Below are 25,194 nucleotides of genomic sequence, written 5' to 3' on the forward strand. Positions count from 1 at the left end.
CGGTCCTTGTCCCCCTCCAACCCTGCTCTCACCCTCGCCGGGTACACAAGGAGACGCCCCCCGGGGAGAGCCGTCAGGTCCTCCCTCCCCGGCAGCGCCGCCAACCCTGAGGAGAGGCCCCATGCGCGAGTTCGCGCTCACCCTGCACGTGCGCATCCACGACTCGATCACCGCGCTGCGCCGCGCCCACGCGCTCGGCGACGACGACCTGGCCAGTGCGCAGGCGGGCGAGGTCGAGGACCTGGTCGAGATCGCCGCGCGGAACGGGATCGACATCGCCGGGGGCTACTCCTCCCTCTCCCCTGTGGCCTGAGCACCGGCCAGGGGAGGGCCCACGCTCTCCCGCCCCTCTGGGCCCCGGACACACAGGAGGGGCCCGCGACCGCTCCCGGTCGCGGGCCCCTCCCCTGGGTCCGGCTCCTGCCCCGCGGCCGGTCCGCGGGTCAGGAGCCGCCGGGTCAGCGGCGCCCCTGCCCGCCGTACCCCTCTCCGCGCTCGAACTGCTCACGCATCGCGGCACCCTGCTGGCGCTGGTACTCGTCGGCCAGCTGCTGCTGGCGCTCGGCGGCCGCGGCGACCGCTCCCTGCGCGGAGTCCAGGACCTCCCTGGCCCCGCCGGAACCGCCCGAGCCGCCCGAGCCGCCCAGCGGCGCCCGCGCGCCCCGGCCGTCCATCACCTGGGGCAGCAGCTGCGCGGTCAGCAGCGTCGACAGCGCCGAACCGTCCCCCGCGCCCGCCTCGGTCTGCACCACCACCGGACGCGGGGCGCGCCCGGCCAGGGTGGCGCCCACGTCCAGACGGCGACGGGCCAGCTCGTACTCCAGCACCGCCCGGTTGTCCCGGTAGGCCGTGGCCAGGCGCTCCTGCGCCTTCGCCTCGTTCTCGGCGGCCACCAGGTCGGCGCGCCCGCGCGTCTCGATCTCGTAGCGCACCCGCTGCGCCTCGGTCTCCTGCTCCTCCAGCATCTGCGCCACGTCCTTGCGCGCCTTGTTGAGGGAGGCGTTGACCTCGACGATCTTGGCGTCACGGGTCTTCTTGGAGCGCTCGATGTCCATCAGCAGGGTGTCGATCCGGCGCTTGCGCGTCAGCTCCCACTCCTGCTCGTAGGCCACCAGCTCCTTGGCCACCCGCTCCCGGGTGGACAGGTGCTGCTGGTACTGGCTGGGCAGCTGCACGTCGGGGATGTTGCAGCCGGTGATGCGCACACCGTACTTCTCCAGCTGCCCGTTGAGCAGGCGGCGCATGTCCTCGACGTTGGAACCGCGCAGGTCGTAGGCGGACTCGGTGTTGACCAGGCGGCTGCGCTGGCGGATGGCGTCCTGCACCGCGCTGGAGAGCACGAGGTCGAAGTTGCTCGCGCCGATGATCGTCACGAACCGGATCGGGTCGGTGATCTGGAACTTGAGGAAGAACTCGATCGACTTCAGCGGCACGTTCTCCCGCGTGGGGCAGGCCAGGACCGGTGCCGTGTAGGGGATCTCCGTGCGGGTGTCCACCACGAAGTCCACCCGCGACCACGGGTGCCACAGGTAGTGGCGGCCCGGCCCGATCGGCTTCACGATCGCGCCGTACTTGGTGAGGATGCCGTGCGTGCCCTCCTCGATCTCGATGATCGAGCTGCGCCACCACCACAGGCCCGCCGCGACGATGCTGAGGACGCCGACGATCAGGGTCGGCACGGCCAGCACGACGTAGGCGAACCCGAGGAAGAACCCGCCCGCCGAGGCGTTGAGGGCCATCATCAGCGCCGAGCACAGGGCGAACAGGCCGAACCAGACCAGGAAGGTCCACCGCAGGCCCCGGTTGTCGCGCGGGATGACCACGGGGACGATCGCGCCCTGGTCTCCGCCGCGCAGCAGACCGGCCAGGTCGCCCCACGAGGCGAGGGACTCCTTGATGCTGGAGCCGCCTCCGGCGTTCACTGACAGGCTCATCTACTGACCTCCCTCGTCGGGGCCGAAGCCCTGGGTGCCGCGCGACCACGGCGGCGGGGGCGGGTCCTCCAGGGACCGGTGGGGGGCGTCCGAGGGCGGCGGCGCGTCGACCGGCGGCCCGGCGGGGTCCTGCTCCCGCGGGGCCTCGTGCCGACCGTGCGGCTCCCGGGATCCCTGGGGCGCCTCGGACATGCGCTCGTCGATGGCCTGCTCGGAGACGGACTGGCGGATCTCCTCCACCAGCTCCTCCCCCGGGTCCTCGCCCCGGCCCGGCTCGGCCCTGGGGCCGTCGGCGTCCCGCACCAGCGCGCTGATCTCCTGCTCACGCTCGGCGATGCGGCCCCGGATGTCGCCGAGGCGGGAGCGGAGGGCGTCCATGTCCTCCTGCGAGAACAGGGCGGTGTCGGCCTGGCCGATGATCTCCTGGGCGATGCGCAGGTAGTCGACGCTGGCGGCGTCGCCCGACCCGATCCGCAGGACCTGCGGGAGGCTGTCGGCGACCGCCTCCAGCTTGTCCAGGAGGGTCTCGCGGAAGCGGTAGTTGAGGATCTCGGGGGCGTCGGCGGCGCTCACCGCGCGGATGTCCAGGGCCTGGGCCTGCAACAGGGCCGCGTTGGCGTTGGCCTCGGACTGGGCCTCGACGAAGCGCTGGTGGGCCAGGGAGCGGGCCCGGTTGGTCTCGCGCTCCAGGGCGGTGTCCATCTGCGCCTGGTACTGGGCGATGTCGGCCTGGATCGCGGACAGGGTCTCGTTGAGGGTCGCCAGCTCCTTGTTCAGGTCGCCCTCGTTCTGCTCCTTGCGCAGCTGGAGCTCGTACTCGAAGGTGTAGGCGTCCTTGGCGACGCGGACCATCTCCGGCGCCGCCAGGTCCATCCGGTACTCCTGGTTGGAGGGCTCGGCGTGGGTGATGTTGGCGCTGGTCAGCTCCACGATCCCGCTGAACTGGCGGTTGAGCTGCTCCACCAGGCTCTGGGTGTTGTCACCCACCATGTCGTAGATGGCCGAGGCCTGCTGCTCGTAGATGAGGCTCCGCGTGGTCTCGCTGATCGCGTTGTTGAGCTTCTCCTGGAAGCCGTTCACACCGCCCAGCGTGTAGACGAAGTCGGTGGCGTTGACGATCCTGAACTGCACGAACAGGTCGATGGAGGCCTGCACGCCGCTCTTGGTGGGCGCCGAGCGGATCGGCGCGTTGAAGGGGTACTCGCGGGTGGTGTTGACGATGTAGGAGACGCGCTTCCAGGGGTTGAAGAGCGTGACCCGCCCGGCCTGGAAGACGTTCTCCATCTTGCCGAAGCGGGTGACGATGGCCTCGCACCCCTCCGGCACCATCACCATGCCCTGGCGCCACCACATGAACACGGCCACCGCGATGGTGATCAGCCAGTAGTGGACGCCGAAGACGGGGTTGAGCAGGGGGTTGCCACCGCTGACCGCCTGGGGGACCAGGACGGTGACGGCGCCCAGCACACCGAGGGCCACCAGCGCGATGGCCGGGAGCATCGTCACGAAGGTGCGTCCGCGGGGGATGACCATGGGGCAGATCACGTGGACCGGCCCGCCGTCGCCGCGCTCGTAGTAGCTGCGGTTGATCGCCTCGCCCGCGTTGTTGAGGGAGGTGCTCTTCTGCTCGATGCGGGTGCCGACGGAGTCACCCTGTTCACGGGCGGCGACGAAGTCCCGGGGGTCGAGGCCACCGCCCTCGGTGGCCTGTTGCAGCGCGTCGGACACCGCCTGGCGCGGATCGCCCCCCTGGGCGACGGCACCGGCCGCGCCGCGCACGGTCTGCGCGAACGACATAGGCATGGGCTCCTTGGTCGGAGGTCGGGAACTATCGGCTACGACGTCGCGTACCGCGGTCCGGTTCCAGGTGGGGACCTGTTCCGTGACCGGAGGGGCCGTAGCGGACAGCACCAACCTTGTCATGAGAGGCGTCCGGAACCCAGGGCTGTAGACCGGAACGTGACGGGGGCACTCACGCGCGGGACCGGTCCGGGCGGGCCGGATCGCACCGCCGCCGGACGGCGGATAACGTCGTCGGCACACGCGGACACCGGCTCCGGCCGCAGCGAGAGGGGACACCGTCCATGCCCGCAGTACCCAGCTCAGTCCTGACCACCGCGGGCCTGATCGGCGGCTACGCGGTGGCCCGCACGACGGGCAACCGCCCGCTGGGCGGAGCCGTGCTGGCCGCGTTCGGCGCCGCGGCCTTCGAGACCTGGCGCCGCCGCTCGGGGGCGGGCACGGCGGTCGCGCTCACCGGCGTGTACGTGGGGGCCTTCGGGCTCTCCCACCCGCTGGCGAAGAAGGTCGGCGCCTGGCCCGCCGTGCTGGGGGTGACCGCCGTGACCGCCGCGGTCGCGGCCGCCTCCGGGGACTGCGACCGCGGCTGACGCGGGACCGGGGCGACGGGGAGGGGTGCGGCTCCCCCTCCCCGAACCGTCCGCCCGACGCCGGTCAGCTGCAACCGCTGGTGGCCCCGCAGCCCTCGCAGGCGTAGCAGCTGCCCGACGGGCGCATCTTGGTACCGCAGGTCACGCACAGCGGCGCGTCCGCCACGAAACCCTTGCCCTCCATCAGCTCCGCGGTGGAGTGCGCCCGGGTCGGCCGCTCCGCCGCCGCGCGCGGCTCCCGCGCGGAGGCCGCCGGGGCCTCCTCCGAGGCGTCCGCCCCGCGAGTGGCGGCGGACTGGGCGTAGGACTCCACCTGGGTGGCGACCTGCGCGGGGTCCTCGCCCGCCACCTGCGCCTGGCGCTCGGCGGCCGACAGCACCCCCAGCGCGGCGCGCTCCTCGTAGGGCAGGTGGTCCAGGGCCAGGCGGCGGAAGATGTAGTCCACCACCGACTGGGCCATGCGGATGTCGGGGTCGTCGGTCATGCCCGCCGGGTCGAACCGCATGTTCGTGAACTTCTCCACGTAGGTCTCCAGCGGGACCCCGTACTGCAGGGCGATGGAGATCGCGATGGAGAAGGCGTCCATCACCCCGGCCAGGGTCGACCCCTGCTTGCCGAGCTTCATGAACACCTCGCCCAGGCCGTCGTCCGGGTAGGAGCCCGCGGTGATGTAGCCCTCGGCCCCGCCCACGGAGAACGACGTGGTCTCGCTCGGGCGCTTCTTGGGCAGGCGGCGGCGGACCGGACGGGGCGCCTCGACGGCCTCCGCCTCGGGCTCGGCCGCCTTCTCCCTCGTCCCCCCGCTGGACAGCGGCTGGCCCACCTTGCAGTTGTCGCGGTAGACGGCGAGCGCCTTCAGGCCCATCCGCCAGCCCTCGAAGTAGATGTGCTCGAAGTCCTCGACCGAGGCCTCCTCCGGCACGTTCACCGTCTTGGAGATCGCGCCGGACAGGAAGGGCTGCACCGCGGCCATCATCCGCACGTGGCCCATGGGCCGGATGTAGCGGAGCCCCATCGCGCAGTCGAACACCTCGTAGTGCTCGGTGCGCAGGCCGGGCGCGTCCACGACGTGGCCGTTCTCGGAGACGTACTCGACGACGGCCTCGATCTGCTCGTCCTGGTAGCCGAGGTTGCCCAGCGCGCGCGGGATGGCCTGGTTGACGATCTGCATGGAGCCGCCGCCGACCAGCTTCTTGAACTTGACCAGCGAGAAGTCCGGCTCGATGCCGGTGGTGTCGCAGTCCATCATGAAGCCGATGGTCCCCGTGGGCGCGAGAAGGCTCGCCTGGGCGTTGCGCCAGCCGTTGCGCTCGCCGATCCTGAGGCACTCGGCCCACTCGCGGGTGGCCGCGGCGTGGATCGGCTCCTCCAGGGTTCCGACGGTGCGCAGGTCGTCGTTGGCCGCGGCGTGCTTGCGCATGACCCTCTTGTGGGCCCGCTCGTTGCGCCGGTAGCCGTCGTAGGGGCCGACCACCCCGGCCAGCTCGGCGCTGCGCCGGTAGGCGGTACCGGTCATCAGCGAGGTCACGGCAGCGGCGACGGCGCGCCCGCCCTCGGAGTCGTAGGCGTGGCCGGTCGCCATGAGCAGGGCGCCCAGGTTGGCGTAGCCGATGCCGAGCTGCCGGTAGGCGCGGGTGGTCTCGCCGATCTTCTCCGTGGGGAAGTCGGCGAAGGTGATGGAGACGTCCATCGCCGTGATGACCAGCTCGGTGAGCGCGGTGAAGCGCTCCACGTCGAAGGTGTCGTCCTCGCGCAGGAACTTCAGCAGGTTGATCGAGGCCAGGTTGCAGGACGAGTCGTCCAGGGACATGTACTCCGAGCAGTTGGCGACGACGGTGCCGCCCACGATGTAGGAGTGGTTGCGCGGCTCAGTGAGGTTGTATGTGGTCTCGAATCCCGCGGAACGCCTGGAGAACAGGCGTGTAGTCGTCCTCGTCCTGTACATACGGCGGAAGTCCAGCGCCTCTCGGAGCTTCTCGCTCTTTCCCTCCAGGGAGAAGTTGACGAGGGCGGAGAACTCCTGCATGGACTGGGCCGAGATCCGCAGGTCGAAGAACGGACCGTCACTGCCATAGGTGACCGTGGACCCATCCTTGCGAGTGTAGGAGAACGAATCCGGCTTGCCCTCGGATGTCCTGTAGACACGGCTGGCAATGCCAAACGGGGCGAGGAGTTCCTGGACATCGCGCAGGAGCTGGTCCGAACGGCTGCCCAGACCGATGTAGCGCGTTCCGTTGGCCTTCTGGTCCACCGCGCACCCGTCTGCGTCGAACAGCCCTTGGAGGAACTCCAGCACGGTCTCCTCGGGTGCCTCGAAGAGCGACGGCGGCACTGACTTGTCCTCCGCGCGGGCGCCCAGGCCCAGGGCTCGGACGAACTCGACCATCGTGCGACGCGTGATTCTGAGCTGCTGGGTCCCGTTCGGCTGGAGGCTCGGCTTGCTCCGGTGCCCGGTGAGGCGCTCGATGAGCGCCTGGTGCCGAGGAAGGACGTTCTGCTGCTCCTCAGCCGTACCGTAGACGGTCACCACCGCCTGATCACCGACTGAGCCGTCCCCCACGAGCCAGCCGAGGTAGTGCGCGAGGTCGGGATCCTCGTCCCACTTCTCCGGCAGGTACAGAGGACGGACGCTCGGCAAGGCCGCCACCGTCCGTACGGCTTCCAGCGCCGCACGGGGAATCCGCAGCGCCGGGTTCGAACGAGGCGCGTACTGGAAGGAACGGACGACTCGGTCATCGGAGAGCAGCTTCTCAGCGTGCACCCAGCCGCGGTTCTCGGTCCACAGACGGTGGTTGGGGGTGCAGCGCAGGAGAGAGCCGTCAGAGAAACGCAGTTCGAGGATCTCATTGGTCCCCGTGACCATGTACTGGGTGGGGATCGTCGCCACCACAGCGTTCTGGGCGTCCGTCTCAGCGGTGATGTCGTTGGTGTACACGGCGAAGGTCTCGCCTCGGGCCGCGCGCTTGATCAGATCACCGATCGGTATATGTCCGCGATCCGTCAGCACGCGCTGATCAGCCGGAAAACACGGGTTGCTCGCACTGATGCGTCCGCTCTCGGGCGTGGTGTGCCAGTCCTGGATCGTGCCGTCGTACTGGATACCCGGGTCCGCGCACTCCCAGGCGGCCCTGGCCATGCGCTGGAACAGCTCCTTGGCGTCCACCGTGGCGACGACCTCGCCGGTGGTGCGGGAGGTCAGGCCGAAGTCGGAGCCGCTCTCCACGGCGCGCATGAACGCGTCGGAGACCCGCACGGAGTTGTTGGCGTTCTGGTACTGGACGCTGAACATGTCGTCGCCGCCGAGGTCGACGTCGAACCCGGCGTCGCGCAGGGCACGGATCTTGTGCTCCTCGCGGGCCTTGGTCTCGACGAAGTCCTCGATGTCGGGGTGGTCGACGTCCAGTACGACCATCTTGGCGGCCCGGCGGGTGGCGCCGCCGGACTTGATGGTCCCGGCCGAGGCGTCGGCGCCGCGCATGAAGGAGACGGGCCCCGAGGCGGTCCCGCCGGAGGAGAGCAGTTCCTTGCTGGAGCGGATGCGCGACAGGTTCACACCCGCGCCGGACCCGCCCTTGAAGATGATCCCCTCCTCCTTGTACCAGTCCAGGATCGACTCCATGGTGTCGTCCACGGACAGGATGAAACACGCACTGACCTGGGCTTTTGAACTCGTGCCGACGTTGAACCACACCGGGGAGTTGAAGCTGAACAGCTGGTGGGCGAGGGCGTGCTTGAGCTCGTGGTCGAAGACCTCGGCGTCCTCGGCGGAGGCGAAGTAGCCGTGCTCGCGGCCGGTCTCGGTGTAGACGCCGACGACGCGGTCGATGAGCTGTTTGAGGCTCCACTCGCGCTCGGGGGTGCCCACCGCGCCGCGGAAGTACTTGCTCGTCACGATCTGGGTGGCGTTCATCGACCAGGAGGAGGGGAACTCCACCCCGCGCTGCTCGAAGTTGACCGTGCCGTCGCGCCAGTTGGTCATGACGACGTCGCGGCGCTCCCACTCCAGGGAGTCGTAGGGGTGCGTGCCCGGGGTGGTGAAGACGCGCCTCACCTTGATCCCCTTGCGGTTGCCCTTGCTCCTGCGTCCGGCCGGACCGCTGGCGGTCTCCGTCATCGCCGGGTCTCCCCTCACTCGTGGGCACGGTCACCGACCGTGCCCGGCGTCCTTGTCCCGGGGGTGGTGTGGTCCCGTACGCGGTCGGGGTGCGGCCGCGAGGGGCGCTAGCCCGTGGCGGCGCCGCTCCGGCCGCCGGCCCCGGCGCCCCCGTCGGTCTCGGCCTCGCGGTCCTGGCGCAGGCTGGCGATCTCGGCCTCGAAGTCGGAGAGGCTCTCGAAGCCTCGGTAGACGCTGGCGAAGTGCAGGTAGGCGACCTCGTCCAAGTCGCGCATCGGCCCCAGGATGGCCAGGCCGATCTCGTGGGCCGGCACCTCGGCCAGGCCGCGGCCGCGGATCTCCTCCTCGACCTGCTGGCCGAGTTTGGCCAGGGCGTCCTCGGAGACGGGGCGGCCCTGGCAGGCCCGGCGCACCCCGGCGATGATCTTGGTCCTGCTGAAGGGCTCGGTGACCCCCGAGCGCTTGGCCACCATCAGCAGGACGGTCTCCTGGGTGGTGAACCTGCGCTCGCAGACAGGGCAGGACCGGCGGCGTCGGATGGCCGCGCCGTCGTCGGTGGACCTGCTGTCGATCACCCGGGTGTCCGGATGGCGGCAGAACGGACAGTGCACCCTGGTTCACCTGCTTCTCTCACCGAACGACAACGCCTAGGTACCACTAAACCACAACTTCTGGGCAATTGCCCCTGTCGCCACACCAGATGTTGTGGTCGAACCTAGACTTCTTCCCGACCCGCCGCAACCCTGGCACGGGCGTGTCACGGACACGGCCGAAGGGCCGCGCGGCATCGCGGTCCGCGGCGACGGGGTGGGGCGGGGAGGTCGGCGCGGGCGGATCGCTGCGGGGGGCGGCCCGGCACCGCGCTCAAGGATAGCGTCGCCGACCGGAGCCCCCGCGCCCCGGTGGCGGGCGTCGGAAGCCCGGCGCCGCGGGGATTTCGGTCGAGCCCACGCCCCGGGATAAGACCCCCGTGCCTGGCCGGAACCGCTGTCACGGACACGCGTTCGCGCATTCCGGGGACAACAGCGCGTGAACGCGTGTACACACGTAAGTGCAGGCCGGAAATTGTCCGCGAATACGCGCGACGGCAATTGTCCCCAGCCTCGAACGCTTGTTTGATATCACCGTGTGCAACGACTAAAGTTGACCTTGATTTCACACCGGTTTCGCCATCACGTGGACCCCCAGGTCGGCACGGTCGCGGACCGGGGGTGGCCAGTCACACAAGCAGGCCCTGACCGAACCGAATGCCGAGGAGGCCCGGCCGTGCCGGAGGAGAATCCCGGAACCGCAGACACCGCCACCGTTCTCGCACCAGCGGAGAACACGGGCGGGTCCACGCCCGAAGCCCCCAAACTCACCGCGCGCCAGCAGAGCGTGCTGAACTGCATCCAGCGCTATGTCCGGGAGCGGGGTTTCCCCCCGTCGATAAGGGAAATCGGGGAAGCGGTCGGCCTGTCCAGCCCGTCCAGCGTGGCGCACCAGCTCAAGGTCCTCCAGCGCAAGGGTTACCTGCACCGCGACCAGAACCGGCCGCGCGCGGTGGAGCTGCGCACGCCCGGGCGCGCATCGGGGCGGACCCTGGTGCCCGAGGACATCGACCTCTCGCGCGCCGCCGCCGTGCCGCTGGTCGGCCGGATCGCCGCCGGTGGTCCGATCCTGGCCGAGGAGTCGGTGGAGGACGTGCTCGCCCTGCCGCGCCAGCTGGTGGGTGAGGGGCGCCTGTTCATGCTCACCGTGGTCGGCGACTCGATGACCGACGCCGCCATCACCGACGGTGACATGGTGGTGGTGCGCCAGCAGCAGGACGCCAACAACGGCGACATCGTTGCGGCGCTGCTCGACGAGGAGGCGACAGTCAAGGTACTGCGCCGCGAGGAGGGCGGCCACGTGTGGCTGATGCCGCGCAACGAGGCCTACGAGCCGATCAACGGCGACGACGCCACCATCCTCGGCAAGGTGGTCGCGGTCATGCGCCGCGTCTGAAGCGCCCGCGTACCCGCGTCTCCGGTCCCTCTCCCCTCGGAGGGATCGGGGGCGCTTCCCCCTGTGGACGGCGCGGGGCCGACGGGCGCGGGCCGCTAGGCTGAGAAGGTGTTCACACGTGCCTCCTCCCCCGCCGCCCGCTGGCGCACCGCACTGCTCGGTGCGGCGAGCGCCGTCCTGTTGACCGCCTCCTGCGCCCCCGCCGACGACCGGGCCGCCGAGGCGCCGGGGGCCGGCGGCGTCGAGCGCGAGGTGGCCTTCGAGGGCGGCGGGCACGAGGTGTCCGGCACCTTCCGGATGCCCCAGGACGTCTCCGGCACCGTTCCGGGCGCGCTCATCATCTCCGGCAGCGGTCCCACCGACCGCGACGGCAACAGCTCCGTGCGCCCCAACGCCGACACCAACCAGAACCTGTCCCGGGTGCTCGCCGGGGTCGGGGTGGCCTCGCTGCGCTACGACAAGTACGGCAGCGGTCCGGACTTCGAGACGCCGGGTCCCGGAGAAATCACACCCGTGGACCCCGTGGTCTTCGACGAGCAGGTCGCGGCCGCCTACGAGGAACTCGTCGCCCAGCCCGAGGTGGACCCCGGGCGGGTGGTCGTCGTCGGGCACAGCGAGGGCGCCCTGTACGCGCTGCGCGCCCACGAGCTCATCGGTGCGGAGCACCCCTCCCCCGCACTCGTACTCGCCGCGCCTCCCGGTACGCGCTACCTCGACCTGATCGACCGCCAGCTCACCGAGCAGATGCGTACCGTCGAGGCCTCGGGCCAGATCGAGGAGGGGCAGGTGGTCCAGCTGCTCTCCGACGCCCGCGCCGGACGGGCCGCGATCAGGTCCGGGCGTTCGCTCGGCGACGTGGAGATGCCCAGCGGGGGCGTGTTCGGTGTCTACACCCCGGTCAACGAGGACTTCCTGGCCTACATGGACGCCTTCGACCCCGTCGACCTGGCGGAGGACCTGCCCGGGGGCACCCCGGTGCTGGTGCTGTGGGGGGAGCAGGACGCGCAGGTCTCCCGGCAGGACGTGGACCGGCTGATGACCGGTCTGGACGGCGCGCGACGGGTGGACGTCCCCGACACCGACCACATCTTCCGCCGCTACCGGGACGAGCCCGGGGCCACGGTCCTGGACGAACAGCGCCCCTTCGCCGAGGAGGTCGCGCCCGCCCTGGAGGAGTTCCTGGGCGCGGCCTGGTAGCCGCGCCGGGACCTCACTCGGGGATGGAGTCCGGCAGCGCCTCGGTCACGGACAGCGCGAACTCCCCGGCGCCCGCGACCGTGCGCTCCCGGTCGCCCGGGTTCTGCGCGTCGTAGCTGGCCGCCAGGCTGTAACAGGTCTCCAGGTACAGGTTGGACACCCGGGCGCCGACGCAGGCGACCGTGTACGGGTCCTCCTGGACCCAGGCGACCGCCTCCTCGCCGACGCCTTCCAGCTCCTGCGCGTCGTACTGGGAGGTGGTGGTGCGCAGGTTGTCGGCGGCCGTCGTGACGCCGCCCGGGTCGGGGGCTGCCACGGCCACCAGCGTCGCGGTGGCAGGAACCTGTGCGCCGGGGCCGCCGGGGGTCGCCCACCGGCACTGCCAGCCGGAGCCGAACGCCTCCTGCGGGCCGCCGACCGGTTCCTCGACCTCCAACTCGTGGTCGGGCACCAGTTCGTCCAGCGTCCCGGTCTCGGCGACGGAGCACTCGGGCGCCGCCCCGAAGGCGCTCGCCTCCGGGGTGTCGCGCGCCACCACGTACCAGATCGCCCCGGCGGCGAGTACGACCAGCACCAGGGCGGCGGCGACCACGGCGACGGTGGCGCAGCCCCGGCTCTGCGGTTGGACGGAGGCCACCACCTCGGGCGCGGGCTGCTGGAGGTGGGGCTGCTGCCACGGGGATCCCGGGGGCGGCGGATACTGCCCCTGCGGGGCCGGATGGGGGTGGTAGGCCTGTTGTTGCCCGTGGGGTTGTGGTGCCTGAGACGGCGGAGGCTGTTGGTGCCCTTGCGACTGTGGCGGGTGTGATTCCAAGGGACCCTGCTGCCCCTGCGGCTGCTCATGCGTTTGCGGCGTCTGTGGCTGCTCGGATTCACGCTGGCCGTGCGACTGCTGCGGTTGCGGAGGCTGGTGGGTTTCCTGGGGCTGCTCGGGATCCCTCGGGTCGGGGTGCTGGTCGCTCACAGGGCCTCTCCGAGCTGCACGGCGAACTCCACTGCCAGGTCCCGGGCCTCGCCGAAGTCGACCGGCTCGGTGCCGGAGGTCCCGGCGTAGGACACCCGCACCAGCAGGTTGTCGGTGGGAAAGGCCAGTTCGGCGGTACCCGGAGTCTGGCCGCGCCACACCCGGCCCTCCCCTGTGGGCAGTTCCACGGCCTCGCCGCGCACCGGCGCCAGGGCGCTGTAGGCCTCCCTCGCCCGCTGGGCGCCGGTGACCGGTTCCTCCCCCGTGGTGTCGGTGAAACGGGCGGACAGGTCCAGCCGGAGCACACCCTGCGGCCCCTCGGTCAGACCGGCGGAGGACCACGAGCACATGGTGCTGTCGCCGTCCGCCAGGGGACCCCGCTCGGAGGACTCCAGGACCGCGCCGGGCACCAGGCCGGTGACGAGCGCGTCCGAGACCACCGCGCACCCGGGCGCCGCGGCGTGGGCGTCACCGCCCCCGGGCACGCCCGGATCGTCCCCGGACAGCCACAGCCCGCCGCCGATCGCCACCGCGGACAGCACCACCGTGCCCGCGCCGATCACGGCCACCCGCGCGAGGGGACCCACCCGGCCACCGCCTCCCTGTCGGTCACCGAGCCGACCGCACACGGGCGGCGGCCGCTGCGCGCGGCCGCCGCCCCTCGTGTGCCCGGTCAGCCGACGACGATGTTCACCAGCTTGGGCGCGCGCACGACCACCTTGCGGATCTGCTTGTCGCCGATGAAGCCCTGTGCCTTCTCCGAGGCCAGGGCCAGCCGCTCCAGCTCCGCCGGGTCGATGTCGGGCGCCACGGACAGCTTGTCACGGACCTTGCTCTGCACCTGCACCACGCAGGTCACGGACTCCTGCACCAGCAGGGCCGGGTCGACCTCGGGCCAGTTGCCGACGGCGACGCTGCCGCTGCGGCCGAGCTTCTCCCAACCCTCCTCGGCCACGTAGGGCGCGAACAGGGACAGGGAGACGGCCACGGCCTCGGCGGCCTCGCGGACCGCCGGGTCGGCGGCGCCGGGGCCGGAGTCGATGGCCTTGCGGACGGCCGAGACCAGTTCCATGGTGCGGGCGATGGCCACGTTGAACCGGCGGGACTCGACCAGGGCGGTGATCTGGTCGACGGTGCGGTGCGTGGTCCGGCGCAGGTCGGTGTCGCCCTTGGCGGGGTCGGTTCCCGGCGCGCTGGCCGCGCCCGCCTCGCTCATCACCCGGTAGGCGCGGTTGAGGAACTTCTGCGCGGCGACGACGGAGACGTCGGCCCAGTCCACGTCCTCCTCGGGCGGGGAGGCGAAGAGCATGGTCAGCCGGACCGCGTCCACGCCGTAGGCGTCGATCTCCTTGCCCAGGTCCACGCCGTTGCCCAGGGACTTGGACATGGCGCGGCCCTGGTTGATGACCTGGCCCTGGTTGGTCAGGCGGCGGAAGGGCTCGGTGAAGGACACCATGCCCATGTCGTACAGGACCTTGGTGAAGAACCGGGCGTACATCAGGTGGAGCGTGGCGTGCTCCTTGCCGCCGATGTAGTGGTCCACCGGCCCCCACTTCTCCACCGCCTCGGTGTCGAAGGGGGCGGTGTCCAGGCGCGGCGAGCAGTAGCGCAGGAAGTACCAGGACGAGTCCACGAAGGTGTCCATGGTGTCGGTGTCGCGCTCGGCGGGGCCGCCGCAGGAGGGGCAGTCGACGTTGACCCACTCGGTGGCCGCGGCCAGGGGCGAGACGCCCTTGGGGGCCAGCTCGGCGCCCTTGAGTTCGGGCAGGGTCACGGGCAGCTGCTCGTCGGGGACGGGCACCTCGCCGCAGGAGGGGCAGTGGATGATCGGGATGGGGGTGCCCCAGTAGCGCTGGCGGGACAGCAGCCAGTCGCGCAGGCGGTAGTTGATCGTGCCCTGTCCGGTGCCGCGCTCGGCCAGGATCTCGATGATGCGCTCGATGGCCTCGGTCTTGGCCAGGCCGTCCAGCGGACCGGAGTCGCGCAGGACGCCCTCCCCCGCGGTGGCCGTGCCCGTCTCGACGGGGTCGGGCTCGCCGGTCTCCACCACGACCCGGACCGGCAGGTCGAAGGCCAGGGCGAAGTCCAGGTCGCGCTGGTCGTGCGCGGGAACGGCCATGATGGCGCCGTGGCCGTAGTCGGCCAGGACGTAGTCGGCCGCCCACACGGGCATGCGCTCGCCGTTGACGGGGTTGATCGCGTAGCGGCCCAGGAACACGCCGGTCTTGGGGCGCTCGGTGGCCTGGCGCTCGATGTCGGAGAGCTTGGCGACGTCGGCGCGGTAGGCGTCGAAGGCCTCGCGCTGTTCGGGCGCGCACAGCTCGTCGGCCAGGTCGGCGTCGGCGGCCACGACGAAGAAGGTGGCCCCGTAGAGGGTGTCGGGCCGGGTGGTGAAAACGGTGACGGGCTCGTCGCGGCCCTCGATGGCGAAGTGGACGTCGGCTCCGGTGGAGCGGCCGATCCAGTTGCGCTGCATGGCCAGGATCTCGTCCGGCCAGCGGCCGCCGTCGAGCTGGTCCATGTCGTCCAGCAGGCGCTGGGCGTAGTCGGTGATGCGGAAGTACCACTGGTTGAGGCTGCGCCGCACGACGTCGGCTCCGCAGCGCTCGCACCTGCCCTGCACGACCTGCTCGTTGGCCAGCACGGTCTGGTCCTGGGGGCACCAGTTGACGTGGCCGTCCTTGCGGTAGGCCAGTCCGCGCTCGAAGAAGCGGGTGAACAGCCACTGGTTCCAGCGGTAGTACTCGGGGTCGCTGGTGTGCAGGCGGCGCGACCAGTCCACGCTGATGCCGTAGCGCCGGAACGAGGCCGCCTGGGTCTCGATGTTGGCGTAGGTCCACTCGGCGGGGTGGGAGTTGTTCTTGATGGCCGCGTTCTCGGCGGGCAGGCCGAAGGAGTCCCAGCCGACGGGGTGCAGGACGTTGTCGCCGCGCTGGAGGCGGTAGCGGCTGATGACGTCGCCGATGGCGTAGGCCTCCGCGTGGCCCATGTGCAGGTCGCCGGAGGGGTAGGCGAACATGTCGACGATGTAGGAGCGCGGGCGGGTGTCCCCGGGGTCCTCGTCGGCCTGGAACGGAAGCTCAGCGGCCCAGCGCGCCTGCCACTTGTCCTGGAGGGCACGGGCGTCGTAGGTGTCGCCCGTCGTCTGGTCGCCGTCTGCCGCTGTCATCGCCACGTGTTCCTTAGCCGGTTCGGGGTGTACAGCACTCAGGTTAGCGGTTGGCGGGTCGGGGCGCGGACGGGTTCCGCGCAGCCCCGCGCGGGTGCGCCCGGGGGCTGCGGCCGGGGCCCGGAGCCGAAGACGCCCTCCCCCCGCCCCGCGCGGGGCGGGCCCGGCGCCACCGCCTCCCCCCGCTCGGTCACGGGGTCGCGGAGAGCGTGGAGGAAGATCGGTGAGATTACGGACTCCTGACCCCTCCACACCGACCAGCCGGTTTGTTACTCTGCCGTCAAAGTGGCGCAGAACACGCGACACGGGTCACATCATCCCGAATCGTCGCGCATCCACTGGACCCATCTGGCTGCGGGAGGCCCCCATGCTCAACCTGTCCGTGCTCCTGGAGGACGGCGCCCGGTCGGCTCCGGAGAAGGAGTGCCTGGTCTTCGGCGACCTGCGCCTGAACTACGCGATCACCAACATGATCGCCAACCAGGTGGCCAACCTGCTGGTCGCGCGCGGAATCAGGCCGGGGGACCGGATCGCGCTGGCCAGTCCGAACGTGCCCTACTTCCCCTTCGTGTACTTCGGCGCCCTCAAGGCGGGCGCGGTGATCGTGCCGCTGAACGTGCTGCTGACCCCGCGCGAGATCGCCTACCACCTGGAGGACTCCGGGGCCAGAGCCCTCTTCGCCTTCACCGGCACGCCGGAGCTCCCGCTGGGCGAGCGGGCCTTCGAGGCCTTCGGCCAGGTGGACTCCTGCGAGTTCTACGTGGACCTGCCCGCCTCCCCGGGTGCCACGGAGTCGACCATCGACGGAGCCGAGACCTTCTGGAAGGCGCTGGAGGGCCAGCCCGGCGAGTTCGAGACGGTGCAGGCCAGCTCCGACGACACCGCGGTCATCATCTACACCAGCGGCACCACCGGCAAGCCCAAGGGCGCCGAGCTGAGCCACCACAACCTGCTGCTGAACGCGGTCGGCTCGTCCAGACTGGTCGAGCCCCACCCCGACGGCCGCGACGTCGCCCTCGTGGTCCTGCCGCTGTTCCACATCTTCGGCCAGACGGTCATGCTCAACGCGGCCCTGTACCGGCACGGCACGATGGTCCTCATGCCGCGCTTCGACGGCGCCGAGGCGCTCAGGCTCATGGAGAAGGAGGGCGTCACCGCCTTCGCGGGCGTGCCCACCATGTACTGGGGACTGCTGGGCGCGGTCCAGGCCGCCGAGCCGGGAACCTACGACCTGGAGAAGATCGCGGGCAACGTGGTGGACGCGGTCTCCGGCGGCGCCGCCCTGCCCGGCCAGCTCGCCGAGGACTTCACCAAGACCTTCGGCGTGGGCATCAAGGAGGGCTACGGCCTGTCCGAGACCTCCCCGGTGGTGTCGTTCAACAACCCCAAGGTCAAGGCCAAGACCGGCTCCATCGGGCAGCCGGTGTGGGGTGTGGAGATGAAGCTCATCGACCCCGAGTGGAACGAGGCGGAGGAGGAGGGCGAGATCGCGGTGCGCGGGCACTGCGTGATGAAGGGGTACCACAACCGCCCCGAGGTCAACGCGGAGGTGATCCGCGACGGCTGGTTCCGCACCGGGGACATCGCCCGCCGCGACGAGGAGGGCTTCTACTTCATCGTCGACCGGTCCAAGGACATGATCATCCGCGGCGGCTACAACGTCTACCCGCGCGAGGTCGAGGAGGTCCTGATGACCCACGAGGCGGTCAGCCTGGCCGCGGTCGTGGGCGTGCCCCACGACACCCACGGTGAGGAGGTCAAGGCGTTCGTGATCCCCAAGGAGGGCGCCGAGGTCACCGCCGAGGGGCTCGTCGCGTGGGCCAAGGAGCGCCTGGCCGGGTACAAGTACCCGCGCGAGGTGGAGTTCCGCACCGAGCTGCCGATGACCTCCACCGGCAAGATCCTCAAGCGCGAGCTGCGCGGCTGACCTCCCGCGCGGCGGGGTCGGTCCCGTTTCCCGGGGACCGGCCCCGCCCTCATCCCTTGACGGCTCCCTGGACGAGCCCGGAGACCAGGAAGCGCTGCACGAGGACGAAGAAGACCATGACCGGGATGGTGATGAGCGTGGAGGCGGCCATCACGTGCCCCCAGTCGTTGGCGTACTGGCCGAAGAACTGGCGCAGGCCGACCGCCACCGTGTAGTTCTCGCTCTGGGTCATGAAGGTCAGCGCCAGCACGAACTCGTTCCACGCCACGATGAACGAGAAGATGGCCGTGGCCACCAGGCCGGGCGCCACCAGCGGGAACAGCACCCGCCAGAACATCTGGCCCCAGGAGGCCCCGTCGATGTAGGCGGCCTCCTCCACCTCCACGGGCACGGCGGCCACGAAGCCGCGCATCATCCACACCGCCAGCGGCAGGGACAGCGCCACGTAGACCACTCCCAGGCCGAGCATGGTGTTGAGCAGCTGGAGGTCGCGCACCTGGAGGAAGAGCGGGATGACCAGCGCCTCCAGCGGCACCATCTGCACGATGAGGACCATCACCAGCACCGCGGTGCGGAAGCGGAACCGGAAGCGGGCCACCGCCACGGCGGCCAGCAGCGACAGCACGCACGCTCCGGCCACGGTGATGCAGGCGACCGTGAGCGAGTTGAGCATGTACTGGCCGAACCTGGCCTCGGTGAGCACGTAGACGAAGTTGTCCAGGGACAGCCCGGCGGGCAGCAGCGCCCCGGCCCCCGAGGTGGCCCGGTCCGAGAACGCGCTGATGAGCATGAAGTAGACGGGGAAGAGCGTGAACAGCAGCAGGACGGCCACTCCGGCGGACTTGGCCAGGAACCGTCCCGTCCTGCGGACCTCGCCCCTGCGGCGGGCGTCGCGGACGCGGCCCTCCCAGTCGGTGTCGGCGGCGGATGCCTCTGTGCGCGTGACCACGGGCGTTCCTTCCTCAGCGGTGACCGGGACGAATCCGGTTGTTCCGGGCTCGGAGGGGGCCGTTAGACTCCTGCACTGTCCGGGGCGGGACGCCCTTCGCGCCCCGGCGGAGGAGGAGTGATGGCCGTGTCGACAGGGTCGCCGGAGACGGTGGCGTAGCACCGTGCGCGATTCTGCCGGGCCCTCCCCCACCGAGGTCGTCATCAGCTGGATCCCCCACGACGCGCGCTTCCGGGACCGCGCCGTCCGGCACGCCCTGCGCGACCCCAGCGGACGGCTGCTGCACGCCTACGTCGAGAACCTGGTCAACCGCGACAACGACGACGGGCGTCCGCTGGGCGAGTACGACCTGCGGACCATGGGCGCGGTGCGCGAGGACCTGGACCGGCGCTCGCTGGCCTCGGTCGACTGGCGCCGCGTGCGCGACAAGCTCGTGGCGGGGGTCCACGGTCCCGCCCGCTGAGCGGGCCGCGGGGGCCGCCGCGCTCATCGGAGCTCGTCCTCTCGGAAGAGCGCGCGCAGGTAGAACACGGTGATCACCAGGAGCAGCAGGGTGAGCAGCACGGCGATGGCCGAGCCCAGGCCGTAGTCGTTGTGGCCGAAGGAGCGCACGTAGGACCACACGCCGAGGTTGAGCATCTCCGAACCGCCCACGTCGCCGCCGGGCATGAGGTAGATCTGCGCGAACACCTTGAAGTCCCAGATGGTGGAGAGCACGGTGACCACGGCGAACACCGGGCGCAGCACCGGGAAGGTGACGTGCCAGAAGCGCTTCCAGGCGCCCGCGCCGTCGATGCGGGCCGCCTCGTGCAGTTCCGCGGGAACCGTGAGCAGTCCGGCCAGGACCGTGACCGCCACGAACGGGAAGCCCCCGTGCACCACGTTGAGCGTGACGATGGCGTAGAAGAACAGCCGGTCGGCGAACCAGTTGTGCCCGGAGGGCTCCAGCAGGCCCAGGGAGGCCAGGGCCTGGGAGACGACGCCGCTGTCGACGTCGAAGATCCAGATCCACACGTAGGTTCCGCTGACCGCGGGCATGGCCCAGGCGACCATGATGCAGGAGACCACGATGATCCGGGGCACCGGGCGCAGCGTGGCCAGCAGCAGCGCCACCAGCGTGCCCACGACGATGGTGGTGACCACCGCGACCACGGCGAAGACCACCGTGTTGAGCAGGGCGACCCGCCACAGGTAGGGGTCGGTGAGCAGGGCGGCGTAGTTGGCGAGCCCGATGAAGTCGGACTCGCCCGAGACGAGGTTGCGCAGCTGGTACTCGCGGAAGGACAGCCACACGATCCGGGCGAGCGGGAGCAACAGCAGCAGTCCGATGACCGTCAGCGCGGGGGCGAGCAGCACCCAGGGCAGGAGCGCCCTGCGGCCGCGGTGGCCCAGGAGCGGCGCCCGCCGCGGCCGGGGCCGTCGCGAGGACGGCGCGGCGGAGCTGCGGACCTTGGGCCCCGGCTCACTGTCGGCGGTGCCCAACCCGACCGGTGTTCGCACGTGTCTACCCCCCGTTGAGGATGCGCTCGATCTCGTCGGCCGCGTTCTCGGTGGCCTCGTCCACGGTGGCCTCGCCGTTGAGGATGTCCTGCTGCATGCCGACCAGGACCTTCTCGGCCTCGACCTGGGTCCAGGCGGGGGTGACGGGCACGCCCCGGCTGGCCTCGTTGAGCTGGACGGCGAAGGGCTCCAGGATGGGGTCGGCGGAGGCGGAGAAGGTGTCGACCCGGTCGACCACGCCCGGGAAGAAGCCGGTCTCCTCGGACCAGCGCATGCCGAACTCCTCACCGGTCAGGTGCTGGACGTACTGCCAGGCGGCCTCCTCCTGGCCGGTGCCCTCGAAGACCGACAGCAGCGAGCCGCCCGCGAAGGAGGGCATGTACCCGCCGTCCTGGCCGGGCAGGGTGAAGGAGCCCAGCCTGCCCTCCAGGTTGGGGTTGGCCTCCAGGATGGCCTTGGGGTTGGCGCTGCCGAGGATGGCCATGGCGGCCTCCTCCTCCGCGACGGCCTCCATGACGGCGATCTCGTTCCAGTTGACGGCGCCGGTGGTGGAGGTGCCGTCCTCCAGGGCCAGGCCGGTGAAGAACCCGATCCCGGCGCGGGCCTCCTCGCTGTCGATCTCCGAGACCCAGGTGCCGTCGGACTGCTCGACGGCGATCTCCCCGCCGCCGCCCCAGATCCACGGCATGACCGAGTACTGGGCGTCTCCGGGGACGGGGAAGGCGATCATGTCCTCCTCGGCCTCGGACAGGGCCAGGGCGGTCTCGCGCAGCTCCTCCCAGTTCTCGGGGACCTCCAGGCCGTGCTCCTCGAAGACGTCGGTGCGGTAGACGACGGAGCGGATGGAGGCGTACCAGGGGACGCCGTAGACGCCCTCGTCGAGCTGGCCCATCTCCATCAGGCCGGGGATGTACTGGGAGGCGTCGATGTCGTAGCCGGACAGGTCGTGCAGGGCTCCGGCGTCGGCGAAACCGGGGGTGAAGGTGTTGCCGAGCTCGGCGACGTCGGGCATGGTGCCGCCCGCGATGGCGGTGGAGATCTTGTTCTGGGCGTCCTGCCACGGCACGAACTCGACGTTCACCTCGATGCCGGTCTCCTCGGTGAAGGCGGCGTTGGCCTCCTCGAAGAACCCCGTCTCGTCGGGGTTGGTGCCCTGCATGATCCAGACCAGGAGGCCGTCGGAGTCGGAGGCCCCGCCTCCTCCGCCCCCGCACGCCGTCGCGGCCAGGACCAGCGCCGCGACGGCGGCGGGGAGCGGAACGTACTTGTGGGTTCTTCTGCGGGCCATCGGCACGCCTCCCGTTCCTTTCGAGGGTCCCCTCAGGGTTGGTAGGAAACCTACGTAAAGAACCGCGTCGAGTGAAGTAAACCACTACCTTTTGTGTCTGAGCCGTTAGGAGGCTGGACATATCCGGAGTGTCGCGGCCGGTACGGCGTGTCGCACGAGTCCCTTTCGACCCGTTTGTCCCTTTGCTGTGTGCCCTTACTCGGAAAGTCCGGTGACCTGGCGCAGGATGGACAGGAGTTCGGCGCGCTTGTACACGGCCAGGCCGATGGCCGCGCCGAAGGCGGCGAGCATGTGCACGTAGACCATGGGGTCGCCCCGGGTGAAGCGCTCCGCGGCCTCCTCCTCACCGACCGAGTGGGCCTCCCAGGCGGTGGAGACGGCGAACTCCAGTTCGGGCGGGAGCATCTCGGCGACCATGCGGGCGACGGCCTCGCGGGAGTCGGCGGGCTTCCACACCACGCCGGTCTGCTGCACTCGGCGGCCGAGGAAGGCGGCGATGACCTTGAGCTCGGACGTGACGGCCTCGACGTCGTCGGCGGCGCGCGGGACGACCTCGTCGAGCTCCTGCCTGTTGCGGTCGGCGTAGGCCTCGATCAGGTCGATCGCGGTCCGCTTGACGTGGTCGGGCGCGTCGGGCGCGGGCGTGGTCCCGTCGGTGCTGCCGTCGGAGGATGAGGACACGTCGTGGTCCCTTCTGGTGGGTGTGCGGCCGGGGTGTGCCGGGCTGGGGCCCGCCGCTCGCGCGGCGGGGTGTGCGTCCGCCGGACACGCCCCGGGTCCATGATGCCGCGAAGCGGACCCGACCGACCCCTGACAGGCCGAAGGTCCTCCCCCGGCGAACACGGAGGGGGGAGGACCTTCGGCGCGCCCGTGCGGGCGGCGCCCCGTGCGGCGGTCCGCGGCGGCGGGCGGGGCGGCGGGTCAGAACCAGGGGCGCAGCGGCACGTGCGCCTCGGTGCCGTCCAGCTTGACGCCGAGGATCTGGTGCAGCTGCACCACGTCGCGTTCGAAGCCGAGCACGCACCCGGCCATGTAGAGCCGCCAGACCCGGGCGGTGCCCGCACCGACCTCGGCGACCGCCTCGTCCCAGTTGCGGTCCAGGTTGGCGCCCCAGTGGCGCAGGGTCAGGGCGTAGTGCTCGCGCAGGTTCTCCTGGTGGCGGATCTCGAACCCGGCGTCGTTCATGGCGGTCTGGATCCGGCCGGGGCCCTCCAGCTCCCCGTCGGGGAAGACGTAGCGGTTGATGACGCCCCTGCGGTTCAGGGACGGCAGGTCGTTGCGCGGCCGGGTGATGCAGTGGTTGAGCAGACGCCCCCCGGGCACGAGCTTGTCGTTGAGCGAGGCGAAGTAGGAGGGCAGGTTGTCCGCCCCCACGTGCTCGGTCAGGCCGATGGAGCTGATCCGGTCGTAGCTGCCGTCGGGGACGTCGCGGTAGTCCATGTGGCGGACCTCGGCCAGCCCGGACAGCCCCTCCTGGGCGATCCTCTTGGCCGCCCATTCGGCCTGCTCCTTGGACAGGGTGACGCCGAGCGCACGGACCCCGTGCTCGCGGGCGGCGTGCATGACCATGCCGCCCCAGCCGCAGCCCACGTCGAGCAGGCGCATGCCCGGCTCCAGGCCGAGCTTGCGCGAGATCAGTTCGTACTTGCGGAACTGGGCGCTCTCCAGGGCTCCGTCGAAGCGGCCGACCCGGTCCCGGGCCCCGTCCTCGTCGTCGAAGACGGCGCAGGTGTAGGTCATCGACGGACCCAGGACCATCTCGTAGAAGGCGTTGGAGACGTCGTAGTGGTGGTGGATGACCTCGGCGTCGCGCTGCTTGGAGTGGCGCCAGCCCAGTCCGCTGAGGCGGCCCTGGCGCATCTCCTGCGGCGGCGGGGCGACCCGGTTGACGAACTTGACCCAGCCCACCGACCGAGCGATCTCGACCGCGTCGCGCACCGAGACCCCGAACCCGTTGGCGAAGACGAAGTCCGCCATGCGTCTGAGGGCGGTGTACATGTCCCCCTCCAGCACCAGGTGGCCGGAGACGTAGGCCCGGGCCAGGCCGACGGCGTTGGGGGACTGCGCCAGGTAGTTCACCGCGACCGGGGTCCGCACGTGCAGGGCCACGTCGCTGCCGGGGTCCCCCGCGCCGCTGCCGTCGTAGGCGGTGAACCGGATGGGCGCGTCGGGTCCGACGACGCGTTCGAAGATCTCAGCGAGCCGCATTGCTCTGTCCTTCCCTCGTACCGGACGCGGTGGCGTCCCCTCGGATCGCGTCCCGGTGGTCTCGTGCCGTCAGCGGTTGCGTACGCACTTGGCGTACAGGTCGAGCAGCCGTCCCTCGGGGTCGTAGGCCTCCTTGAGCCCGGCGTAGGCGGTGCCGTTGTACAGGCGCCAGAACTCCTCCTCGTCGTAGAAGGAGTCCGAGTACAGGGACTTGTGGCCGCCCAGTTCGGCGACCGTCTCCTCCACCAGGCGGTTGTGGTGGGCCCGGCGCTGCCCCGGCTTCATGTCGACCAGGCCCCAGAAGCCGAAGTTCACGTAGAGGCGGTCGTGGTCGAGCGGGTAGAGCGGCCACACGTGCTCGCCCCCGCCCTGGCCGGGGCGGCGGGGCTCGCGGAGCCGGAGGGGGCACATCCACACGGGGGTCATGCCGATCTCCGCGTGGTAGGTGTCGAGGAACTCGGCGCCGCGTTCGACGCCCACCTCGATGTCCTGGATGAGGGGTTCCTGGGGCCGCCGCCCCCGGTAGTGGTTGAGGAGGCGGGAGAAGTCGGTGCGCCGGTCCCAGGCGACCAGCCTGCGGTAGACGTCGGAGCGCTTGAGGGAGCGCGGCCACAGGGCGCGCACCAGCGGGTGCTGCGTGCCGAAGGCCCGGGAGCACCAGAACCAGTCCGTGTCCCAGCGCCACAGGTAGTCGGCGATGGTGAGGTAGTCGCCGGGGCCGCTGCCCGCGTAGTGCTGGATGGACCGGTAGTAGACCTCCTGGCCGGTGTAGTCGCTGGTCCAGGGGGCCTCGTCGGTGAAGCGGGCCAGGGTCAGGTACAGCTCGTCGGGGCCGAAGGCGACCCCGTCCACGAAGTCGACCGGCTGGCCCCCGTACTCGCGGTCGGCGCAGAGCAGGGCGAGGGCGTCCATGGCCTCGGCGGCCTTGTGGAAGCGCACGTGGCGCAGGTGCACGTACGGGGAGACCGGTTCGAGTTCGACGCGCAGACGCAGGCTGTAGCCCAGGGTCCCGTAGGAGTTGGGGAAGCCGTGGAAGAGGTCGCTGTACTCGTTGTCCCTGGTGGCGGTGACCACGTCGCCGCCTCCGGTGAGGATCTCCATCTCCCGGACGGCCTCGTGCGGCAGGCCGCTGCGGAAGGAGGAGGACTCGATGCCCATGCCGGTGACGGCCCCGCCGAGGGTGATGGTGCGCAGCTGGGGGACGACCGTCGGCATGAGGCCGTGCGGCAGGGTGGCGGCGACGAGGTCCTCGTAGGTGGTCATGCCGCCGACGTCGGCGAGGCGCTCCACGGGGTCGACGGAGATGACACCGGTGAAGGCGGACACGTCCAGGGCCGGGGCGCCGGTGGGCTCGCGGAACCGGAAGAGGTTGGATGTGGGCTTGGCCAGGCGCACCGGTGCCTCCTTGGGCAGGGCCCGGTAGTCGCGGCGCAGCTTGTGGACCGCCGCTATGTGCTCGGCGAGCCCCGTCCGCGTGGAGGTGGCGCTGCCCGTGCCCTGCTGTTGAGGAGTCATCCCAGTTCCCGTTCCGGTGTCGGCGACACGCACTCGCGTGCCGGATCGGCCAT

The 25,194-nt window shown here is 70.9% G+C and carries 19 protein-coding genes; 6 read left to right on the forward strand and 13 right to left on the reverse strand.

Annotated features, from left to right (window positions below; genetic code table 11):
- Positions 1–121: 121 nt before the first annotated feature.
- Positions 122–313, forward strand: a complete 192-nt coding sequence (locus EV372_RS02775; protein WP_013154335.1) for a hypothetical protein — start codon at positions 122–124, stop codon at positions 311–313.
- Positions 314–458: 145 nt separating this feature from the next.
- Here the strand turns inward: EV372_RS02775 and EV372_RS02780 are convergent, their stop codons facing one another.
- Positions 459–1,934: an SPFH domain-containing protein gene (locus EV372_RS02780; RefSeq protein WP_130394719.1), complete on the reverse strand. Its 1,476-nt coding sequence runs from the start codon at positions 1,932–1,934 to the stop codon at positions 459–461.
- Entirely contained in the window at positions 1,935–3,731 is a 1,797-nt protein-coding gene (locus EV372_RS02785; protein ID WP_130394720.1) for an SPFH domain-containing protein, read from the reverse strand.
- Between the two features lie 287 nt (positions 3,732–4,018).
- Between EV372_RS02785 and EV372_RS02790 the strand changes: the two genes are divergently transcribed.
- Complete coding sequence (locus EV372_RS02790; RefSeq protein WP_130394721.1) at positions 4,019–4,324, forward strand: hypothetical protein; 306 nt, start codon at positions 4,019–4,021, stop codon at positions 4,322–4,324.
- A gap of 64 nt (positions 4,325–4,388) precedes the next feature.
- On the opposite strand, the gene EV372_RS02795 is transcribed toward EV372_RS02790, so the two are convergent.
- Both EV372_RS02795 and nrdR read right to left on the reverse strand, forming a co-directional pair.
- Positions 4,389–8,438, reverse strand: a complete 4,050-nt coding sequence (locus EV372_RS02795) for a vitamin B12-dependent ribonucleotide reductase (RefSeq protein WP_130394722.1) — start codon at positions 8,436–8,438, stop codon at positions 4,389–4,391.
- A gap of 107 nt (positions 8,439–8,545) precedes the next feature.
- The gene (gene nrdR / locus EV372_RS02800; RefSeq protein ID WP_026338404.1) at positions 8,546–9,049 is read right to left on the reverse strand and encodes a transcriptional regulator NrdR; all 504 of its coding nucleotides are present in this window, start codon (positions 9,047–9,049) and stop codon (positions 8,546–8,548) included.
- 655 nt (positions 9,050–9,704) lie between these two features.
- Between nrdR and lexA the strand changes: the two genes are divergently transcribed.
- Together lexA and EV372_RS02810 are read left to right on the forward strand one after the other, a co-directional pair.
- Positions 9,705–10,424: a transcriptional repressor LexA gene (gene lexA / locus EV372_RS02805; protein ID WP_013154341.1), complete on the forward strand. Its 720-nt coding sequence runs from the start codon at positions 9,705–9,707 to the stop codon at positions 10,422–10,424.
- Between the two features lie 108 nt (positions 10,425–10,532).
- Positions 10,533–11,621: an alpha/beta hydrolase family protein gene (locus tag EV372_RS02810; protein ID WP_130394723.1), complete on the forward strand. Its 1,089-nt coding sequence runs from the start codon at positions 10,533–10,535 to the stop codon at positions 11,619–11,621.
- Positions 11,622–11,634: 13 nt separating this feature from the next.
- On the opposite strand, the gene EV372_RS02815 is transcribed toward EV372_RS02810, so the two are convergent.
- The 3 genes from EV372_RS02815 to leuS all read right to left on the reverse strand — a co-directional run bounded on the left by EV372_RS02815 (position 11,635) and on the right by leuS (position 15,754).
- Positions 11,635–12,261: a hypothetical protein gene (locus EV372_RS02815; protein ID WP_130394724.1), complete on the reverse strand. Its 627-nt coding sequence runs from the start codon at positions 12,259–12,261 to the stop codon at positions 11,635–11,637.
- A gap of 320 nt (positions 12,262–12,581) precedes the next feature.
- Positions 12,582–13,172, reverse strand: a complete 591-nt coding sequence (locus EV372_RS02820; RefSeq protein WP_130394725.1) for a hypothetical protein — start codon at positions 13,170–13,172, stop codon at positions 12,582–12,584.
- Between the two features lie 86 nt (positions 13,173–13,258).
- Positions 13,259–15,754 (reverse strand): leucine--tRNA ligase, encoded by a 2,496-nt coding sequence (gene leuS / locus EV372_RS02825; RefSeq protein ID WP_130394726.1) that lies wholly within the window; start codon positions 15,752–15,754, stop codon positions 13,259–13,261.
- A 367-nt stretch (positions 15,755–16,121) separates the two neighbouring features.
- Here leuS and EV372_RS02830 point away from each other — a divergent pair, with 367 nt between their 5' ends.
- Positions 16,122–17,681, forward strand: a complete 1,560-nt coding sequence (locus EV372_RS02830; protein ID WP_130394727.1) for a long-chain-fatty-acid--CoA ligase — start codon at positions 16,122–16,124, stop codon at positions 17,679–17,681.
- 49 nt (positions 17,682–17,730) lie between these two features.
- On the opposite strand, the gene EV372_RS02835 is transcribed toward EV372_RS02830, so the two are convergent.
- Positions 17,731–18,630, reverse strand: a complete 900-nt coding sequence (locus EV372_RS02835; protein WP_130394728.1) for a carbohydrate ABC transporter permease — start codon at positions 18,628–18,630, stop codon at positions 17,731–17,733.
- A 163-nt stretch (positions 18,631–18,793) separates the two neighbouring features.
- Between EV372_RS02835 and EV372_RS02840 the strand changes: the two genes are divergently transcribed.
- A complete protein-coding gene (locus tag EV372_RS02840) occupies positions 18,794–19,093 on the forward strand; it encodes a hypothetical protein (RefSeq protein WP_130394729.1) in 300 nt (99 codons plus the stop codon).
- A 23-nt stretch (positions 19,094–19,116) separates the two neighbouring features.
- On the opposite strand, the gene EV372_RS02845 is transcribed toward EV372_RS02840, so the two are convergent.
- The 5 genes from EV372_RS02845 to EV372_RS02865 all read right to left on the reverse strand — a co-directional run bounded on the left by EV372_RS02845 (position 19,117) and on the right by EV372_RS02865 (position 25,141).
- Entirely contained in the window at positions 19,117–20,022 is a 906-nt protein-coding gene (locus tag EV372_RS02845) for a carbohydrate ABC transporter permease (RefSeq protein ID WP_130398719.1), read from the reverse strand.
- 112 nt (positions 20,023–20,134) lie between these two features.
- Positions 20,135–21,418, reverse strand: a complete 1,284-nt coding sequence (locus EV372_RS02850) for a sugar ABC transporter substrate-binding protein (protein WP_130394730.1) — start codon at positions 21,416–21,418, stop codon at positions 20,135–20,137.
- 195 nt (positions 21,419–21,613) lie between these two features.
- Positions 21,614–22,099 (reverse strand): hypothetical protein, encoded by a 486-nt coding sequence (locus tag EV372_RS02855; protein ID WP_130394731.1) that lies wholly within the window; start codon positions 22,097–22,099, stop codon positions 21,614–21,616.
- Between the two features lie 240 nt (positions 22,100–22,339).
- Positions 22,340–23,626 carry an SAM-dependent methyltransferase gene (locus EV372_RS02860; protein WP_130394732.1) on the reverse strand — a complete coding sequence of 429 codons (1,287 nt, stop codon included), beginning with the start codon at positions 23,624–23,626 and terminating at the stop codon, positions 22,340–22,342.
- 69 nt (positions 23,627–23,695) lie between these two features.
- The gene (locus EV372_RS02865; protein ID WP_130394733.1) at positions 23,696–25,141 is read right to left on the reverse strand and encodes an FAD-binding oxidoreductase; all 1,446 of its coding nucleotides are present in this window, start codon (positions 25,139–25,141) and stop codon (positions 23,696–23,698) included.
- Positions 25,142–25,194 lie beyond the last annotated feature (53 nt).

The sequence above is a fragment of the Nocardiopsis sp. CNZ308 genome, from assembly GCF_004217075.1.

Bases quoted from the DNA above. Each gene is read 5' to 3' on its own strand.
- EV372_RS02775 (WP_013154335.1), top strand. From the start codon at position 122: ATGCGCGAGTTCGCGCTCACCCTGCACGTGCGCATCCACGACTCGATC.
- EV372_RS02780 (WP_130394719.1), bottom strand. From the start codon at position 1,934: ATGAGCCTGTCAGTGAACGCCGGAGGCGGCTCCAGCATCAAGGAGTCC.
- EV372_RS02785 (WP_130394720.1), bottom strand. From the start codon at position 3,731: ATGTCGTTCGCGCAGACCGTGCGCGGCGCGGCCGGTGCCGTCGCCCAG.
- EV372_RS02790 (WP_130394721.1), top strand. From the start codon at position 4,019: ATGCCCGCAGTACCCAGCTCAGTCCTGACCACCGCGGGCCTGATCGGC.
- EV372_RS02795 (WP_130394722.1), bottom strand. From the start codon at position 8,438: ATGACGGAGACCGCCAGCGGTCCGGCCGGACGCAGGAGCAAGGGCAAC.
- leuS (WP_130394726.1), bottom strand. From the start codon at position 15,754: ATGACAGCGGCAGACGGCGACCAGACGACGGGCGACACCTACGACGCC.
- EV372_RS02830 (WP_130394727.1), top strand. From the start codon at position 16,122: ATGCTCAACCTGTCCGTGCTCCTGGAGGACGGCGCCCGGTCGGCTCCG.
- EV372_RS02850 (WP_130394730.1), bottom strand. From the start codon at position 21,418: ATGGCCCGCAGAAGAACCCACAAGTACGTTCCGCTCCCCGCCGCCGTC.
- EV372_RS02860 (WP_130394732.1), bottom strand. From the start codon at position 23,626: ATGCGGCTCGCTGAGATCTTCGAACGCGTCGTCGGACCCGACGCGCCC.
- EV372_RS02865 (WP_130394733.1), bottom strand. From the start codon at position 25,141: ATGACTCCTCAACAGCAGGGCACGGGCAGCGCCACCTCCACGCGGACG.